The sequence below is a fragment of the Kitasatospora viridis genome (assembly GCF_007829815.1).
GTDB classification, from domain to species: domain Bacteria; phylum Actinomycetota; class Actinomycetes; order Streptomycetales; family Streptomycetaceae; genus Kitasatospora; species Kitasatospora viridis.
In genome coordinates this window covers 66,141-83,067 of sequence record NZ_VIWT01000009.1, presented here as the reverse complement: position 1 = coordinate 83,067, position 16,927 = coordinate 66,141, and the positions used below count along the sequence as shown (strand labels likewise).

14 protein-coding genes are annotated in these 16,927 nt (G+C 71.9%); 11 read left to right on the top strand and 3 right to left on the bottom strand.

The genetic code is table 11. The features are described 5' to 3' along the window. Positions 1 to 312: 312 nt before the first annotated feature. The 4 genes from FHX73_RS43460 (at position 313) to FHX73_RS43445 (ending at position 3,844) form a co-directional block, all read left to right on the top strand. Positions 313 to 1,692, top strand: coding sequence for an L-fuconate dehydratase (locus tag FHX73_RS43460; protein WP_246214250.1), 1,380 nt, complete (start codon positions 313 to 315; stop codon positions 1,690 to 1,692). Continuing rightward, a complete protein-coding gene (locus FHX73_RS43455; RefSeq protein ID WP_145911658.1) occupies positions 1,689 to 2,453 on the top strand; it encodes an SDR family NAD(P)-dependent oxidoreductase in 765 nt (254 codons plus the stop codon). The genes FHX73_RS43460 and FHX73_RS43455 overlap by 4 nt, the downstream gene beginning before the upstream one ends. A 2-nt stretch (positions 2,454 to 2,455) precedes the next feature. Continuing rightward, positions 2,456 to 3,445 carry an aldo/keto reductase gene (locus FHX73_RS43450; protein WP_425461489.1) on the top strand — a complete coding sequence of 330 codons (990 nt, stop codon included), beginning with the start codon at positions 2,456 to 2,458 and terminating at the stop codon, positions 3,443 to 3,445. A gap of 87 nt (positions 3,446 to 3,532) precedes the next feature. Beyond that, positions 3,533 to 3,844, top strand: coding sequence for an L-rhamnose mutarotase (locus tag FHX73_RS43445; RefSeq protein WP_145911656.1), 312 nt, complete (start codon positions 3,533 to 3,535; stop codon positions 3,842 to 3,844). Between the two features lie 110 nt (positions 3,845 to 3,954). On the opposite strand, the gene FHX73_RS43440 is transcribed toward FHX73_RS43445, so the two are convergent. Beyond that, entirely contained in the window at positions 3,955 to 7,044 is a 3,090-nt protein-coding gene (locus FHX73_RS43440; protein WP_145911655.1) for a hypothetical protein, read from the bottom strand. A 731-nt stretch (positions 7,045 to 7,775) separates the two neighbouring features. On the opposite strand from FHX73_RS43440, the gene FHX73_RS43435 reads away from it, so the two are divergent. Then, the gene (locus FHX73_RS43435; RefSeq protein ID WP_145911654.1) at positions 7,776 to 10,556 is read left to right on the top strand and encodes a hypothetical protein; all 2,781 of its coding nucleotides are present in this window, start codon (positions 7,776 to 7,778) and stop codon (positions 10,554 to 10,556) included. A gap of 99 nt (positions 10,557 to 10,655) precedes the next feature. On the opposite strand, the gene FHX73_RS43430 is transcribed toward FHX73_RS43435, so the two are convergent. Then, on the bottom strand, positions 10,656 to 11,123 hold the full coding sequence (locus FHX73_RS43430) for a GreA/GreB family elongation factor (protein WP_145911653.1): 468 nt from the start codon (positions 11,121 to 11,123) through the stop codon (positions 10,656 to 10,658). Positions 11,124 to 11,717: 594 nt separating this feature from the next. On the opposite strand from FHX73_RS43430, the gene FHX73_RS43425 reads away from it, so the two are divergent. The 6 genes from FHX73_RS43425 (at position 11,718) to FHX73_RS43400 (ending at position 16,431) form a co-directional block, all read left to right on the top strand. After that, positions 11,718 to 12,569, top strand: coding sequence for an ABC transporter substrate-binding protein (locus FHX73_RS43425; RefSeq protein WP_211786523.1), 852 nt, complete (start codon positions 11,718 to 11,720; stop codon positions 12,567 to 12,569). A gap of 40 nt (positions 12,570 to 12,609) precedes the next feature. Further along, entirely contained in the window at positions 12,610 to 13,386 is a 777-nt protein-coding gene (locus FHX73_RS43420) for an amino acid ABC transporter permease (protein WP_145911652.1), read from the top strand. Further along, positions 13,379 to 14,119 (top strand): amino acid ABC transporter ATP-binding protein, encoded by a 741-nt coding sequence (locus FHX73_RS43415; RefSeq protein ID WP_145911651.1) that lies wholly within the window; start codon positions 13,379 to 13,381, stop codon positions 14,117 to 14,119. Before FHX73_RS43420 ends, FHX73_RS43415 begins: the two co-directional genes overlap by 8 nt. A 328-nt stretch (positions 14,120 to 14,447) precedes the next feature. Then, a complete protein-coding gene (locus FHX73_RS43410; protein ID WP_145911650.1) occupies positions 14,448 to 14,966 on the top strand; it encodes a MarR family winged helix-turn-helix transcriptional regulator in 519 nt (172 codons plus the stop codon). Between the two features lie 118 nt (positions 14,967 to 15,084). After that, on the top strand, positions 15,085 to 15,525 hold the full coding sequence (locus tag FHX73_RS43405; RefSeq protein WP_145911649.1) for a hypothetical protein: 441 nt from the start codon (positions 15,085 to 15,087) through the stop codon (positions 15,523 to 15,525). A 39-nt stretch (positions 15,526 to 15,564) separates the two neighbouring features. Continuing rightward, positions 15,565 to 16,431 (top strand): NmrA family NAD(P)-binding protein, encoded by an 867-nt coding sequence (locus FHX73_RS43400; protein ID WP_145911648.1) that lies wholly within the window; start codon positions 15,565 to 15,567, stop codon positions 16,429 to 16,431. A 7-nt stretch (positions 16,432 to 16,438) separates the two neighbouring features. Here FHX73_RS43400 and FHX73_RS43395 read toward each other — a convergent pair whose 3' ends face one another. After that, a complete protein-coding gene (locus tag FHX73_RS43395) occupies positions 16,439 to 16,741 on the bottom strand; it encodes a hypothetical protein (RefSeq protein WP_145911647.1) in 303 nt (100 codons plus the stop codon). Positions 16,742 to 16,927: the final 186 nt, after the last annotated feature.

Genomic DNA, 16,927 nt, shown 5'->3' with positions numbered 1-16,927 from the left:
GGCTTGCGGTACCGAGGACCTTACGAGCCGGAAACGTGGCTGACAAGAGCAGACCTCTGATGATTCCCATTTGTGACATCCGGGCTTCCAGACAGTGCAGCGTGGACCGCAATCACTTCCTTGAGGTGCGGAATTGCCGGTAGTCCCAGCTGACCCCGGAAGAGACATCGGATGACTTCTTGCGCCCGTCGAGCCCCTGCTCGTATGGTCGGAGTCAGCCAGAGAGCTCCGATGTATCTGGCTGTGTATGGGCAATCCACGATGCGTCTCCAGCAACTGACCCGGCAGCAAGCGCCAGTCGTTCAGCGACGCGTGAAAGGCACCGACGTGCTCGCCTCCTCCCCCACCCCTGCGCGGATCACCGCCCTCGACACCTACGACATCCGGTTCCCCACCTCCCGGGAGCTGGACGGGTCCGACGCGATGAACCCCGACCCCGACTACTCCGCCGCCTACGTGATCCTGCGGACTTCCGCCGGCGGGCACGAGGGCCACGGCTTCACCTTCACCATCGGCCGCGGCAACGACGTGCAGGTCGCCGCCATCGACGCGCTGCGCGAGCACGTGGTCGGCCGTTCGGTCGCGGACCTGTGCGCCGACCCCGGCTCGCTCTCCCGCGACCTGATCGGCGACAGCCAACTGCGCTGGCTCGGCCCGGAGAAGGGCGTGATGCACATGGCGATCGGCGCCGTGGTCAACGCCGTCTGGGACCTGGCCGCCAAGCGCGAGGGCAAGCCGCTGTGGCAGCTGCTCGCCGACGCCGAGCCCGAGTGGCTGGTCTCCCAGATCGACTTCCGCTACATCAGTGACGCCCTCACCCCCGAGGACGCGCTGGACCTACTCCGCCGGGGCAGGGCCGGTGCCGCCGACCGGGCCGACCACCTGCTGACCCGCGGCTACCCCGCCTACACCACCTCGCCCGGCTGGCTCGGCTACTCCGACGAGAAGCTGATCCGACTGGCCAAGCAGGCGGTCGCCGACGGCTACACCCAGATCAAGCTGAAGGTCGGCGCCGACCTGGCCGACGACATCCGGCGCTGCCGCACCGCCCGGGAGGCCGTCGGCCCAGACATCCGGATGGCGATCGACGCCAACCAGCGCTGGGACGTCGACCAGGCGATCGAATGGACCTGGGCGCTGGCCGAGTTCGACCCGTACTGGATCGAGGAACCCACCAGCCCCGACGACATCCTCGGCCACGCCACCATCCGGCGCGAGGTCCACCCCGTCAAGGTCGCCACCGGCGAGCACGTGCAGAACCGGATCGTCTTCAAGCAGCTGCTCCAGGCCGAGGCGATCGACGTCCTGCAACTGGACTCCGCCCGGGTCGCGGGCGTCAACGAGAACCTGGCGATCCTGCTGCTCGCCGCCAAGTTCGAGGTCCCGGTCTGCCCGCACGCCGGCGGCGTGGGCCTGTGCGAACTGGTGCAGCACCTGTCGATGTTCGACTACGTCGCGCTCTCCGGCACCACCGAGGACCGGGTCATCGAGTACGTCGACCACCTGCACGAGCACTTCCTCGACCCGGTGGTGATCAACAACGGCCACTACCAGGCCCCCTCCCGCCCCGGGTTCTCGGCCCAGATGCACCAGGCCACCATCGACACCTTCAGCTACCCGCTCGGCGCGTTCTGGGCGGCCGACCTGGCCGGCACGACCGCGGAGCCCATCACGACGGAGCCGACCGCATGACCGCCATCAGCCTCGACGGCCTGAAGGCGGTGGTCACCGGCGGCGCCTCCGGCATCGGCCTGGCCACGGCGGAGCTGCTGAGTGCGCGCGGCGCCCAGGTCGCCGTGCTCGACCTCGACCCGAGCAGCCTCACCGAGCCGCTGCTCGGCTTCACCGCCGACGTCAGCGACGACGCCTCGGTCCGCGACGCGGTGGCCGGCGCGGCCGAACGCCTGGGCGGCATCGACATCCTGGTCAACAACGCCGGCATCGGCGCCACCGGCACGGTGGCCGACAACCCCGACGAGCAGTGGCACCGGGTGCTGGACGTCAACGTGCTGGGCATCGTGCGGGTGAGCCGGGCCGCGCTGCCGCACCTGCGGAACTCCGCGCACGCCGCGATCGTCAACACCTGCTCGATCGCAGCCACCGCCGGCCTGCCGCAGCGCGCCCTCTACTCGGCGAGCAAGGGCGCGGTGCTCTCGCTGACCCTGGCGATGGCCGCCGACCACGTGCGCGAGGGAATCAGGGTCAACTGCGTCAACCCCGGCACCGTGGAGACCCCGTGGGTCGGCCGGCTGCTCGACGCCGCCGACGACCCGTCAGCCGAGCGCGCCGCGCTGAACGCCCGTCAGCCCACCGGCCGCCTGGTCACCGCCCGGGAGGTGGCCGCCGCCATCGCCTACCTCGCCTCCCCCGCCGCCGCCAGCACCACCGGCACCGCGCTCCCGGTCGACGGCGGCATGGCGGGCCTGCGCCTGCGAGCGGAGCCGGCGCCGTGACGATCCCCCGGCACCGCCTCGGCTCCAGCGCCGTCCGGGTCAGCGCGCTGGCCTTCGGCGCCGCCGGCATCGGCAACCTGTTCACCCCGGTCTCCGACGCCCAGGCCGAGGCGGCGGTGGACGCCGCCTGGCAGGCCGGTATCCGCTACTTCGACACCGCCCCGCACTACGGCCTCGGCCTGTCCGAGCGGCGGCTCGGCGAGGCGCTCCGCGACCGGCCCCGGGACCAGTACGTGCTGTCGACCAAGGTCGGCCGGCTGCTCGAACCGGCCCCGGAGGCCGACGGCGACGACCTCGCCAACGGCTTCGCCGTGCCCGCCACCCACCGGCGGCGCTGGGACTTCAGCGCCACGGGCGTGGGGTTCTCCGTCGAGGAGAGCCTGAACCGGCTCGGGGTGGACCGGATCGACGTCGCCTACCTGCACGACCCCGACGACCACGCCGAACAGGCCCTCACCCAGGCCCTCCCGGAGCTGGCCCGGCTGCGCGACCAGGGCGTGCTCGGCGCGATCGGCGTCGGCATGAACCAGGCCGACCTGCTCGCCCGGTTCGTCCGCGAGGCCGACCTCGACGTGGTCCTGCTGGCCGGCCGCTACAGCCTGCTCGACCAGCGCGGCCTCGACGAACTGCTGCCGCTGGCGGCCGAACGCGGGGTCGGCGTGGTCGTCGGAGGTGTCTTCAACTCCGGCCTGCTGGCCGACCCCAAGCCCGGCGCCACCTTCGACTACGCGGCGGCGCCCGACGACCTGCTGCACCGCGCCCTGGAGCTGAAGGCCGTCTGCGAACGCCACGGCGTGCCGCTGCGGGCAGCCGCCCTGCAGTTCCCGTTCGGGCACCCGGCCGTGGCGAGCGTCCTGGTCGGCACCCGCAGCGCCGCCGAGGCCGAGGACGCCGCCGCACTGCTCCAGCACCCCGTGCCGGCCGAACTCTGGCACGACCTCAAGGACTTGGGCCTGCTGTCGCCCGAGGTCCCCACCCCTACGGGGAGCTGAGCCGAGGCGGACCGCCCGGGCCGTCGCCCGCGAGAACCAGACCTGCACGTCATCATCGTCGAACCCCAGCCACCCGGAGTACCAACCATGAGGATCGCCCTGCACACCCGGGTCCGCGAGGACCGGATCGAGGAGTACGAGGCCGCGCACCGAGCGGTGCCCGCCGAGCTCGCCGCCGCCATCCGGGCGGCCGGGGTCGGCTCCTGGACGATCTGGCGCAGCGGATGCGAGCTGTTCCACCTGCTGGAGTGCGAGGACTACGCCCGCCTGCTCGCCGAGTTGGAGCACCTGCCGGTGAACATCGCCTGGCAGGCCCGGATGGCCGAGCTGCTGGACGTGGTCCACGACTACTCCGCCGACGGCGCGGCGGCCGGCCTACCGGTGGCGTGGGAACTCTGACGGACCATCAGTTCACCTTGGAGGCACCGGCTGTGTGGCCGGGATCACCGACCGCGAATGACTCCGGCGGAGCGTCTGGACGCTCCGCCGGAGTCATTCGCGGTCGGTGGCTACAGGGCTCCGAAGCCGTCGAGCGTGGCGTAGGTGCCGGAGAGCTTGGTGACGACGACGGTGTGGGAGTCGGGGCCGAGGCCGCTGACGGTGTAGACGGGCACGTTGCTGTGGCGCTGTCCGTCGGCGGGCACGGTGTTGACGATCTGCTGGGTGCCGTTGTCGATGGAGATGCCCAGGGTGCCCTGGTCGGTGGACTGCTCGCCGAAGACCTGGAGGTAGCTGCCGGTGAAGTGGTAGGTGGCGGTGGAGCCGTCCTCGGTGGCGGCGTGGACGTCGTCGCCGAGGTCGCCGTAGCCGCGGTGCGCGCTGGTGGTGAACCCGTCGTAGGCGATCGCCTCGTCGGTGTCGTCGAGGCGGGTCCAGGACGGTGCGGTGGCCCCCGTGCCGAACCCGTCGAGGGTGGCGTACTGGCCGGAGAGCTTGGTGACGGTGATGGTGTGGGTGCCGGAGTCGAGGCCGCTGGCGGTGTAGACGGGCACGTTGGTGTGGCGCTGTCCGTCGGCGGGCACGGTGTTGACGGTCTGCTGGGTGCCGTTGTCGATGGTGACGCCCAGGGTGCCCTGGTCGGTGGACTGCTCGCCGTAGACCTGGACGAAGCCGCCGGTGAAGGTGTAGCTGGCGGTGGAGCCGTCCTTGGTGGCCCAGTGGACGTCGTCGCCGAGGTCGCCGTAGCCGCGGTGCGAGCCGTCCTTGAACCCGTTGTAGGCGATCGCCGGGTCGGTGTCGTCGATGCGGTTGCCGACCCAGATCTGGCTGCTCTGGGTCCCGGGCCGGACCGTGGCGACGAGGAGTCCGCTGGACAGGACGTGGATGTCGGAGCTGCTGACGGGCGTGTCGCCCTCGTAGACCTGGGTGTTGGCGGTGAAGCCTTCACCGGCTACCAGCACCTGGTCGGTGGCCGAGACCTCCGAGGTGTAGAACGACTGGGCCCCCGCGGCGGGCAGCGGGTGGTTCGCGGCGCGCACGCCCGCACCGTTCAGCAGCGCCGCGGGCAGCGCCGACAGGTCGTCGGGCCCGGGGTGTCCGGGGATCTTGGTGTTCCCGCTGACGTGCATGTCGGTCGGGCCGTTGCACGACTGGACGTTGACGGCGGCCGAGGTGTAGTTGCCGGTGACCCAGATGTGTCCGGTCGGGCTGCACCCGCCGGTGGCGTACCGCCCTGCGCTGAAGGCGACGTTGCCCTGCCAGTTGATCCACTCGGAACCGGCGTCGTCGTAGTAGGTGAAGTTGGCGTTGCCGCCGTTGTAGGCGACGTTGCCCGTCACCTGGAGGCCGTGGGCGAGGGTCCGGGTCGGGTCGGCGGCCTTGTAGCCGACCGGCTTCCCGTTGGCGTCGTAGTACTGGGCCTGGTGGCCCTCGACGTAGACCGCGCCGCCGTCCGAGCGCACGGAGAGGTAGTCGTGGATGAGGTTGTCGCTGATCGTGTTGTCCTGGTTGATGTTGACGCTGTTCTGCGGCGTCCTGGCCTGGTCGACGTGGCCCTGGATGACGCCCGCGGTGATCCCGGTGTAGGGCAGGTCGTAGAGGTCGTTGTGGGTGATCGTGGTGCCCTGGGAGAAGAGCAGCGTGATCCCGGGGGCGGCGGGGTAGTCGGTGCCGACGTGGTGGATCACGTTGTCGGAGACCGCGGTGCCGGTGAGGATCTCATTGGTGCCGATGGTGTCCCCACTGACCGCCGAGGCATCGGGCGTGCAGCCCTGCTTGATCACGTCGGGGGTGTCGGGGTCGGTGGTGGGGTTGGGGTTGGTGGGGTTGGGGTCGGAGGTGCAGCCGAGCAGCAGGCCCGTCGAGGCGATGTCGGTGAACTCGTTGCCCCGCACCTGGGTGTCGGCCGCGCCGTACATCAGGCTCAGTCCGGCGCCGCCGAGTTCGGCGAAGCGGTTGCCGGTCAGGGTGACGTTCTTCGCGGCGGTGAAGGCGACGTTGGCCAGCGGCTGGGTCAGCGAGCCCCACGGGCAGGAGCCGGCGGGGTGGGAGTGGGTGCACATGTTCTGGTTGGTGGCGCCGGTGAACCGCAGGTTGCTCTGCACCTCGGCGAAACCGGACGGGGCGGACGGCGCGTTCCAGGTGGCGTAGGAGAACTGCAGGCCCTTGAGGGTCAGGTCGTGCAGCGGCGCGGCCAGCGTCCCGGCCCCCTGGACCAGGCTCTCCAGGTGGGGGAGTTCGACGTCCAGGCCGCTCATCTGCTGCCCGGCGGACGGCTGGTAGTAGAGCGTGTTCGCGGCGGAGTCGAGGAACCACTGCCCGGGGTGCAGCAGGGTCCGGGCGTTCTCGATCAGGGTCGGCCTGGAGTTGGGAGGCATCGAGGGCAGGCCGCCGCTGCCTTGGCTGAAGCCGGAGCGCGCGGTCGTGTCGGCCCAGCACGGCTGGGCCATGGTCAGCTTGCCGTCGGCGTAGGAGGCGACGCGGCAGCGGGGCTCGGTCCACTGGCCGTTGCCACCCGGGTAGGTGAACTCCACCCCGGCCACCTGGGCGGGGGTGAGGGCGGCGAACCAGGCGGTGGCCGTGCTGTCATTGCTGATGTCGTAGCCGGTGGAGGAACCGCCCCACCTGCCGGCGGCGTTGAAGCCCAGTTCCGTCCGGCTCGCCTGCGCGATGGGCGCTTCGTGCCCGTTCACGTAAAGCTGCCGGCTCGCGCTCCCGGCGGGCACCGGGGCGGACCAGACGCCGGAGGTTCCGACCTGGGTCCAGCCGGTGACCTGGGAGGCGCCGGAGATCACGGGGTGCGCGCCGGGCGCGGCCTGCCAGACGACCGGGTGGCCCGGGCTCCCGGAGTCGGCGGCGGAGAACGCCCAGGTGCTGGTGGGCCGGTAGGTGCCGTCCAACAGGTCGACGGTGACATCTCCGCCCTTGCGGCCGGGGTTGAGGCCGCGGACGGCGCTCTGCGCACCGCCGAGCGAGCAGGGCTCCGAGGCCGAGCACTTGGATCCGCTGCCGGTGGGCGAGGCGTAGAGGGTGACCGGGGCGGCGGGGCTCGCGGCGTTGGCGGCGCCGAAGGTGAACGCGGTGAAGCCGGCCGCCAGGGTGACGGCACCGGCGGAGGCCAGGAGTCTGAGCCGGAGGGTTTGGGGAGGGATGGGTCGCATCTGTGCAGTCCTTCTGTCCGCGGCGGAGCGTTCGCGGCTCCCCGCCGCGTCGCGGGGGGTGGGGTGGGTGTCGAACTGGGGCCCGCAGCGTCGCCGGGGCCGGAGAGGCCTGGGTGGGGCCTGATGCGGGGTGCTGGTGGGGCACCACGGTGGCGTGACAATACATCCGATGTCAAGCCCCGCAGCCCTGTTGATTGGGCGCCGATTTAGGAGATGTGTCCCGGTTTCATAGGGAAATCCGCGACCGCTTCACTCGGCGGGAACCTCGGCCACCGCGGCATGGTCCGACGAATCAGCCCTGCCCCCCGAAGCCGCGACGGTGCCGGCCATGCAGTCCGGAGCCCTGCTTCGAAGCCCGTGGGTGACGCACTGCGAGCCGCTCGGAACCCTGCGCCTCACAGGATGTCGGACGTATTGCCAGCACGTTACGGGCTGCTATAGCATCCTCGATCAATAGATCCGATGTATTGCATGTCATGAGCTGCCGCCGGGACGCTGGCAGGGCGCCATGACGTCGATCTGGTCGACGTTGCATTCCTGTCGATGTCACGACCCATCGTAGTGACGAGCCGTCAAAGTCCTTGGCTAGCGCCCGATATGGCAGGCCGGCTTGCCCACACGCTGTCATCGCGATGGTCCCGAGCCGCTCGATCCCCCACCCTGAGAGGTTTCGCATGACGCGATTCCGAGGCGGGAGTCTTCTCGCCACAGCTGGACTAATCATCGGAGGGATGAGCTTCGCGGGAACGGCCCAGGCGGCCGCCTCCACGACGTTCTACACCTCGCCGTCAGCCGACCCGAACGCGGCGTGCACCTCGTCGGCGCCGTGTTCCCTGTCCGCAGCGCAGGCACGGGTGAAGAAGGTCCTGAGCGCCAAGCCGGGCGCCGACGTGACCGTCCTGGTCGGCGACGGGACGTACCGGCTGACCACCGGCCTGTCGTTCGGCGCCGCCGATTCCGGCCGGCCGGGCCACCCGGTGGTGTGGCAGGCGGCGCCGGGTGCCCACCCGGTGGTCTCCGGCGGCTACCGGGCCACCGCGTGGACCCCGGTGGCGGGCAGCGGCCTGGTGTCCACGAAGGTGCCGGCCGGCACCCGCACCAGGCAGGTCTACATCAACGGGGTGGACACCCCGGTGGCACAGACGAAGCCCGCCGACCTGGGGTGGACGCTGAACTCCTCGGACTCGACCGGCTTCCAGGTCAAGGACGCGGACACCGCCGCCGCGCTGCTCGCCATGGCCTCGGGCCTGAACGCGGCGCAGGTGCACGACATCCAGTTCGAGTGGTCACCGCAGACGGGGATCGACTGGGCCTCCTCCGAGTGCCCGGTCGACAGCATCGCGGCCGGTGCGAGCCCCGGTACCGCCACGGTCAAGATGGCGCAGCCCTGCTGGAACAACCTCACCAACAAGTCGGCCACCGTGTATGGGGGCAACAGCAGCAACGTCACGCCCCGCAACCTGTTGGCGAACTCCGCGCCGACGCTGCTGGAGAACGCCCGCGCCTGGCTGCACCCGGGCCAGTGGTACCTGGACGACTCCAGCAGCACGCTGTACTACGACCCAGTACCCGGGCAGCAGATGTCCGCGCTCGACGTCGAGGTCCCGCAGGTCGAGTCGCTGGTGTCGGTGGCCGGCACGCTGGCCAAGCCCGTGCACGATCTCACCTTCACCGGGCTCCGCTTCACCACCGCGACCTGGAACGCCCCGTCCACCCCGACCGGATTCGCCGATGTCCAGGCCGGACTGATGGTCGACCAGCCGAACACCGTCTCCGGCGGCAAGGTGCAGCCGGCCACCCAGGGCGAGTGCAGCTTCGCCAAGCCCGCCGCCGGGTCGTGCCCCTGGGGTGCCTTCGGACAGCCCCTGGCCAACGTCCAGTTGACCGCTGCCCGCAACGTGGCCTTCCTCTCGGACAGGTTCGAGGACCTGGGCGGCACCGCGCTGGGCATGAAGTACGGCAGCGACGACGACACCGTGCGCGGCAGCGTCTTCGACCAGATCGGCGCAGCAGCGATCTGGCTGGGCTGCGCCGGCGACCCGACCCCCGGCAGCAGCGACGACCCGGCCTCCGCCGTCGTGCAGGACTGCTCGGCCGACCCGGTCGCCTCGGCGCACGACCAGCTCGGTGCCGGTGGCGTGAACGAGATCATGACCGGCAACACCGTGGACAACAACGTGCTCCACCACGCCGGATACGACTACCTCGGCACGGTCGGCATCACCATGATGTTCACCCGGCACACCACGATCAGCCACAACGACATCTCCGACATGCCCTACGACGGCATCACCTCCGGAGCCTGGCAGGGCCACGTCGACAGTGTCTTCAAGGGCCCGACCCGCAACGACCAGACCACCAGCAACATCAACGCCTACAACACCATCAGCAACAACCACATCCACAGCACCATGCAGGTGTACCGGGGTGACGGCGGCCCGATCTACACCGAAGGGCACCAGGGCCCGACCGTTCTGAACAGCGACGGCTCGGTGAACGCCACCGCCTCCTACGCCGGCGGGCTGAGCATCACCGGCAACGTGCTCGACCTGGGGCACGGCGGCTACGCCACCGCTCCCGACGTCGGATCGCAGTGGATCATGATGTCCGGCAACATCGAGTTCCACAACCGGTACTCGTTCTCCTGCAACTGGCCGACCCCCCGGACCTCCCGGGTGAGCTTCACCGGCAACTGGGCCGCCAACCGCGGGGACGGAAGCTGCGGAAGCGCACCCACCTACCACGACAACACCACCATTCCGGGCGACCCGGGCCCGGCCGACCTGCCGGCCGGCGTGCTGGCCGACGCCGGACCGACCGCGCAGTACCAGTACGTGGAGACCGCACTGCCCGCCACGGTCGAGTACATCGGCTTCTCCAAGAACGGCCAGGCCCTGCTCGACGGCTCCGGTTTCACCCCCGGCATCCCGGTGTCCGTCAAGGGCGTTCCGGCCGGCGGTGTGCGCTACCTGTCCGGCGGATTCCTGACCGTGCCGGTCCCCTCGGGGACGCAGGCCTCCGACATCGCCGTCGGGCTGCCCGCCGGGGCCACGCGGATCGACGACACCGACCCGTCCATCACCTACAGCGGCTACGCCCTCTCCAGCGCCCGCAACCTCGGCGATCTGAACGACGACGTCCACTACGCCAAGGCCAACGGCTCCACCGCGGTCTTCTCCTTCAGCGGCACCGGCGTCCAGGTGTTCGGCGAGCAGAACACCGACCAGGGCACCATCGGCGTCAGCGTCGACGGCGGCACGCCGACCGTGGTCGACACCGTGCCCGCCGACGGCCGGCGGCACTCCGACGTCCCCGTCTACACCACGACCGGGCTGCCGGTCGGCACCCACACCATCACCGTGACCAAGCTGTCCGGGAGCTACAGCACCCTGGACGGCTACCAGGGCCTGAACAGCGACGAGCCCGGCAGCACCGACCCGGCGAACGGCTACGGCGCCCCCGCCTACTTCTCCCAGCCCCGCGGGTTGGGCGACCTCACTGACGACATGTAAGGCGGCCTGCTTCGACACGACCCACCCCGCCCCACCGGGCCGGCTCCCCGCATGGAGCCGGCCCGGTGGGGCGGACGTGTGCTGCCTGGCCCGGCCGACCTAGGAGTCGATCGAGAGCACCTCGGCCGCCGCGTTGCCGACAGGGGTGGTGTACCGGACCGTGTCGCCGGCCCGGTGGCCGAGCAGCGCCAGCCCGAGCGGGCTGTCGGAGGTGACCAGGGAGTCGTCGAGCTCGTTCGCCAGCTCGCCGATCTGCACGGACCGGGTGGTCCCGTCGTCGAAGCGCACCGTGAGCGAGGTGCCGACGCCGATCGCGTCGGTGCGCGGCGGTCCGGCGACGGCGGCCTGCTCCAGCCGGACCTGGAGTTCGGCGATCCGTCGGTCGAGCCGGTTGGCCTGGTCGGCCCGCTGCAGCTCGTCGGCCTGGTCGGCCTGGTCGCCGACCTCGTCCGCGTCGTGGCCGCGCAGCGTGCTGCCGACGGCGGCGCGCTCGGCGCGCAGCTGGGCGAGTTCCTGTTCGAGCGCCCGCCGGGCGTCGTCGGCGATCGGCTCGGGCAGGCCTGTCATGCGGCGCTCCAGGGGTGCTCGGTGAGGGTGCGTCAGATGGGGCGCCGGACCAGCGCGAACTGGCACGGACCGCCAGAAACAGCGTAAAACGGATCCTTCCGCCCGGCAACGCTGCGTGGCGGATGCTGACCCTGTGTCATACCGTGGGCAGTGGACCGCCGCCGGCACGGTCCGGGGAACGGTTCAGGGAGCGGTTCGGGGAGCGGTTCGGGAGAGGTGAGCAAGGAGTGGCCCTGGCGGACGGGCCACGCCGGCCACCGCGCTGAGCTGGGCGGATTTGACTCCCGGGCGGCCCGGCACGCATAGTGCCCGCATGGCTGGTTTTCTGGTTTCCCGCAGGCACATCGACCTGCGCCGCGTGACGGCGATGAGCTGTCGCGCCAGCCGCTGACCCCTTTTCAGGCCGGCGCCCTCGGGTGCCAGGCGGGGTTCTCCACGCGGGCCCGGTTCGGGCCCGCTTCCTTGTGATTTCTTCTCCACCCCTTTCGCACACGGCAGTTCGCTGATGCCGACGGTTCGTGCCCCACCGGGCGCGGGCCCGGTCGGCATGGGCTGCGCCGTGCGTGCCTCCTCACGATCCCTCAGGAGCCTTACGTGCGCTCGCGCCTCGTCATGTCCGCTTTCACCGCCCTCGCCGCCGTGGTCTCGCTCGCCGCGTGCGGCGGCGGATCGTCCAACTCGGCCGCCGGCAACCCGTACCAGCTGATCGAGGCGGGGACGATACACGTCGGCACGCTCTCCGACGCCCCGCCGAACGTCTACCTGAAGGACGGCAAGTTCACCGGCTTCGACAACGACCTGTTCACCGCGGTCGCCGCGAAGGCCGGGCTGAAGGTGCAGTTCGCCTCGACGGACTTCTCCGCGCTGCTCTCCCAGGTGGCCAACCACAAGTTCGACGTGGGGAGTTCGTCGATCACGGTGACCGAGGCCCGGAAGAAGACGGTGGGCTTCACCAACGGCTACGACTTCGGCTACTTCGGCCTCGACGTGCCGGCCGGCTCACCGATCAAGAGCTTCGACCAGCTCTCCGGCAAGCGCGTGGTGGTGGTCCAGGGCACCGTGCAGGACGACTACGCGACCAAGAACAACCTGAACCCGGTGCGGGTGCCGGACTACAACAGCGCGCTCAACCAGCTGAAGTCGGGTACGGCTCAGGCCTGGATCTCGCCGGCCGAGATCGGCGAGCAGAGCGCGGCGGACAGCGGCGGCAAGGTGGTGCTGGCGCAGAAGCAGCTCAGCTCGGCGCCCACCGCGTTCGCCGTGGCGCACGACCGGCCCAAGCTGCAGGACGCGCTCAACAAGGCGCTGGACGAGGTGATCCAGGACGGCACCTGGACCAAGCTGCAGGAGCAGTACTACCCGGGCCGGGCGGTGCCCGCCGACTTCAAGCCCGGCAGCGGCTCGGTGGCCTTCCCGCCGGTGACCGGCGCCACCGCCTCGCCCTGATCCGCCGTCCTTTCCAACGAACCATCAACCGGAGGACGACGTGAGCCAGTTCAGCACGCTGGTGGAGACCTTCTTCGACTGGGGATCGATGCGCTCCGCGATCTCCGACCTGCTGACGACCGGCGTGCCGAACACGCTGGTCCTGGCCGCCTCCTCGGCCGCCGCCGGCACCCTGCTCGGGCTGCCGCTGGCGGTGGCCGGGACGGCCCGGACCCGCTGGCTGCGCTGGCCGGCCCGGGTCTACACCGATGTGTTCCGCGGCCTGCCCGCCGCGGTGACCATCCTGCTGATCGGGGTCGGCCTGGCGCCCCAGGGCCTGGAGATCTGGGGCCCGGACCCGTACCCGCTGGGCATCGTGGCGCTCTCGCTGATCGCCGCCGCCTACTTCGGCGAGATCTTCCGCTCCGGCATCCAGAGCGTGGAGGCCGGCCAGCTGGAGGCCGCGCGGGCGCTCGGCTTCTCGCAGTCGGCGGCGATGCGGCTGGTGGTGATCCCGCAGGGCGTGCGCCGGGTGCTGCCCGCCTGGGTGAACCAGCTGATCTCGCTGGTCAAGGACTCCAGCCTGATCTACTTCCTCGGCCTGACGGCGGGTCAGCGCGACCTGTTCCGGATCGGCCAGGACGCCGCCGCGAACACCGGCAACGAGTCCGCGCTGGTCCTGGCGGGCCTGTTCTACCTGCTGCTCACCGTGCCGCTCACCCACCTGGTCAACGTGGTGGACCGGCGGCTGCGGACCGGGCGGCAGGTGGTGGAGGAACCGGCCGAACAGCCAGCCGCCTTTCAGGACACCGCAGTTGAGGGGGCCACCCATGCCTGAGCAGTTCTCCCCGGTCAGCCTGGCCACCCGGGACGTCCACCTGTCGCTCGGCGGCAACCCCGTGCTGCGCGGGGTGAGCATCGAGGTGCCGCGCGGCGAGACGCTCTGCGTGATCGGGCCGTCCGGCTCCGGGAAGTCCACCCTGCTGCGGACCGTGAACCGGCTGCTCGAACCCGACCGCGGCGACGTGCTGCTGGACGGCGAGAGCGTGCTGACCCGCGATCCGAATCTGTTGCGCCGTCAGATCGGCATGGTGTTCCAGCAGTTCAACCTCTTCCCGCACCTGAGCGTGGAGCGCAACCTGACCCTGCCGCTGCGCCGGCTGCGCGGGCTCTCCCGGGAGGCGGCGGTCGAGGCGGCCCGGCAGCAGCTCGACCTGGTCGGGCTGCGGCACAAGGCCGGGGCGCGGCCCGGGCGGCTGTCGGGCGGCCAGCAGCAGCGGGTGGCGATCGCCCGGGCGCTGGCGCTCGCGCCGCAGGTGATGCTCTTCGACGAGGCGACCTCCGCGCTCGACCCCGAACTGGTGAAGGGCGTCCTGGGGTTGATGGCGGACCTCGGCGAGCAGGGCATGACCATGGTGGTGGTCACCCACGAGATGCGGTTCGCCCGGGAGGCGGCCGACCGGGTCGCCTTCATGGACCGCGGCACGGTGCTGGAGTCCGGCCCGCCGGAGCAGTTCTTCGAGGCGCCGGAGAGCCCGCGGCTGCGGCAGTTCCTGGCCGACGTGCTGTGAACTCCCGCGCACGGCAACGGCAACGGCAACCGTAGCGGGATCGCGCCCGTGCCCCGGCTCCGGCCGGGGTGCGGGCGCTTCGCCGTTGCGGCCCGGCGGGGCGGGCTCGGGCCCAGGGGGCCGACGGGCGGGCCGCGGCGTCGATCAGGTCGGCGACATCGAGCGGGCGGCCGGTGGCAGTGGCGGAGGTGGCGGCGGGGCTGCGCGCCGCGCACGCCGAACCCCCGCGGCCCGCGGCACGATCGCGCCGACCGGGCCCGCCGCCTGACGCCGTGCCACCCCGGCAAGGAGGTTTGACGGGCAACTGATTAGGCGCCATATTACTTCCATGACTCCGCAGGACCCGGGCCACGGCGCCCCTTCGCTTGACCAGGCCCGCCGACAGATCGCCCGGTACGGACTGGCCGCCGATCCGCAGGCGGTCCTGGTCGCGGCCCGGCTGATGGCGGCCGGCAGCCGCCTCGGCCAGGCCGGCGAGGCGCACTTCGCCCGGTTCGGCCTGTCCACCGGCCGCTACCGGCTGCTCGCCGACCTGGAGGACCACGGCGGCGAGAAGTCGCCCTCCCACCTGGCCGCGAGCCTCGGGGTCTCCCGGGCGACCGTGACCGGCCTGGTGGACGGACTGGAGCGAGAGGGGCTGGTCGCCCGGCGCGCGGCGGTCGAGGACGGCCGGGGCAACGTGGTGGTGCTGACCGCGCGCGGCGCGGACCGCCTGCGCGAGCTGGCGCCCGAGCACTACCGCCGGATGCAGGCCATGGTCGGCGGCCTCTCGACCGAGGAGCGCACGGTCTTCCTGGACCTGCTCGCCCGAGTGGTCGCCGGCATGGACGCGCTGACCGAGGACTGACCGGGAGCCGATCCAGGGACCAGCCCGGGACGGATCTCCGTCCCGCGCCATGCCCATGTAGTTAGGCACCTAAGCATTAATAGTTAGCTACCTAATCACTTTCCCGACAGGAGAACCCATGCCCAGGAAGCGCGGCGCCGCCGCCCCACCCCCCTTCGTCCTCTGGCGCGAGGTGCTGGTCGCCTACGCGATGCCCGCCGCAACCGCCGGCGCCGGCGGCCTCGCCACCGGCCGACCCCAGTTGCTGGCCGCCGCCCTCACCACCATCGCCGGCACCTCGGCCCTGGTCGCCGCCCTGATCGGCGCACGGCTGCGGCACCGACCCGACCGGTCATGGACGGTCCGGGTGCCGCGCGCCGTGCTGTCGGTCGGCTCCGGACTCGGCGCCGCCGCACTCGCACTGCTGCTCGGCAGCGCGGGCGCCCGCTGGCTGCCCCTGATACCCGCGCTGGCCGACAGCCCCTGGCCCGGCCGGCTCCGCCTGGACCTGCCGGTCTCCGCCGCCGTCGCCGCCGTGATCACCACCTGGCGCTGGCGCGGCACCCGCCGGCACTCCTGACCCGCCCTCCCCCGCCCCGTCCTCGAAAGGACCCCCACCATGATCGTCATCCTGGGCGCTTCCGGCGCCACCGGCGGCGCCACCCTGCGCAGCCTGACCGCAGTCGGCGTGCCCGTCCGCGCCGTCACCCGCGACCCGGCCCGGCTGGCGGCCGGCCTCGACCCGGCCACCCGCCGCCTGGTCCGGGCGGTGGCCGCCGACGCGGACGATCCCCGGTCACTGCGGGCCGCCTGCCAGGACGCCCGGCAGCTCTTCCTGACCATGGCCAACGGGCCGCGGCAGGTGGAGCGCGAGCTGTGCGCCGTCGACCAGGCGGTGGCCGCCGGTGTCGAACACATCGTCAAGATCTCGGCGCCGGCCGCCGAGCCCGACTCCCCCGTCGCCGTGTCACGCGGTCACCACCGGATCGAGCAGCACCTGCGAGCCTCCGGCGTCACGGCGAGCGTGCTGCGCCCCTACGCGTTCATGCAGAAGCTGCTGCTGCTCGGCCCCGGCGTCGCCGCCGGCGCCCCCGTGGTCGGATCGCTGGGCGCGGCCCGCCGCAACTACGTCGACTGCCGGGACGTCGGCGACGTGGCCGCGGCCCTGCTCACCGGACGCGCCCCGGCCGGCGGCACCCATCCGCTGACCGGCGGACGGGCCTACGGCAACCCCGAACTCGCCGCGCTGCTCGGCGAACTGCTCGGCCGCCCGGTGCCCTGCCTGGACCTGCCGCCGGCGGCGTTCCGCGCCCACCTGGTCGGGCGGGGCGGCCTGCCCGACTGGCTGGCCGCCCACGTCGTGGAGATCCAGCGGCTCGCCGTGCTCCGCCCGGAGGTGCCCGACGACACCGCCGAACGGCTCACCGGCCGCCCGGCACGGACCCTGGAGGCGTTCCTGCGCGAGCACCTGGCGGCATTCCGCTGACGTAGCGTCAGGAGGCGCCGGTCCTGGTGTGCGCGGGGGCGCCGTCACCGGGGACGGACGGCGGCTGGACGCCCGAGCCGGTTCCGGTTCCGGTGCCCGACCCGCCGCCGTCCGAGCCCGGGTGCGTGATGGCGGCCGGCAGGTGCGGCAGCGCGTGCGCGTAGCCGGGGCCCAGCAGCACCGCCGACACCGTCGAGCCGACGAGCGTCCAGCGGGTGGCGGCGCGGATCCGGAGCAGCCCGGCGCCGCGGCGCCGGGCGGCCTCCGAGGGGCGGCGCGAGGGCGGGAGCGGCGGCGTCGCTGCGGTCATGGCGGCCTCCTTGCCGGAGCGCGCGGAACGCTGATCGCCTCCAGCCTGCCCGCCGGTCCGTCAAAGGACGGTACAGCCCACCTTCAGATCTGGTGTGGACGCCCGGGCTGCGCCAGCGGAGATGCCCGCGCGGACCTGGAGCGGCTGCCCGCGCGGACCTGGTGCGGACGCCCGCGCCCCCTGCGC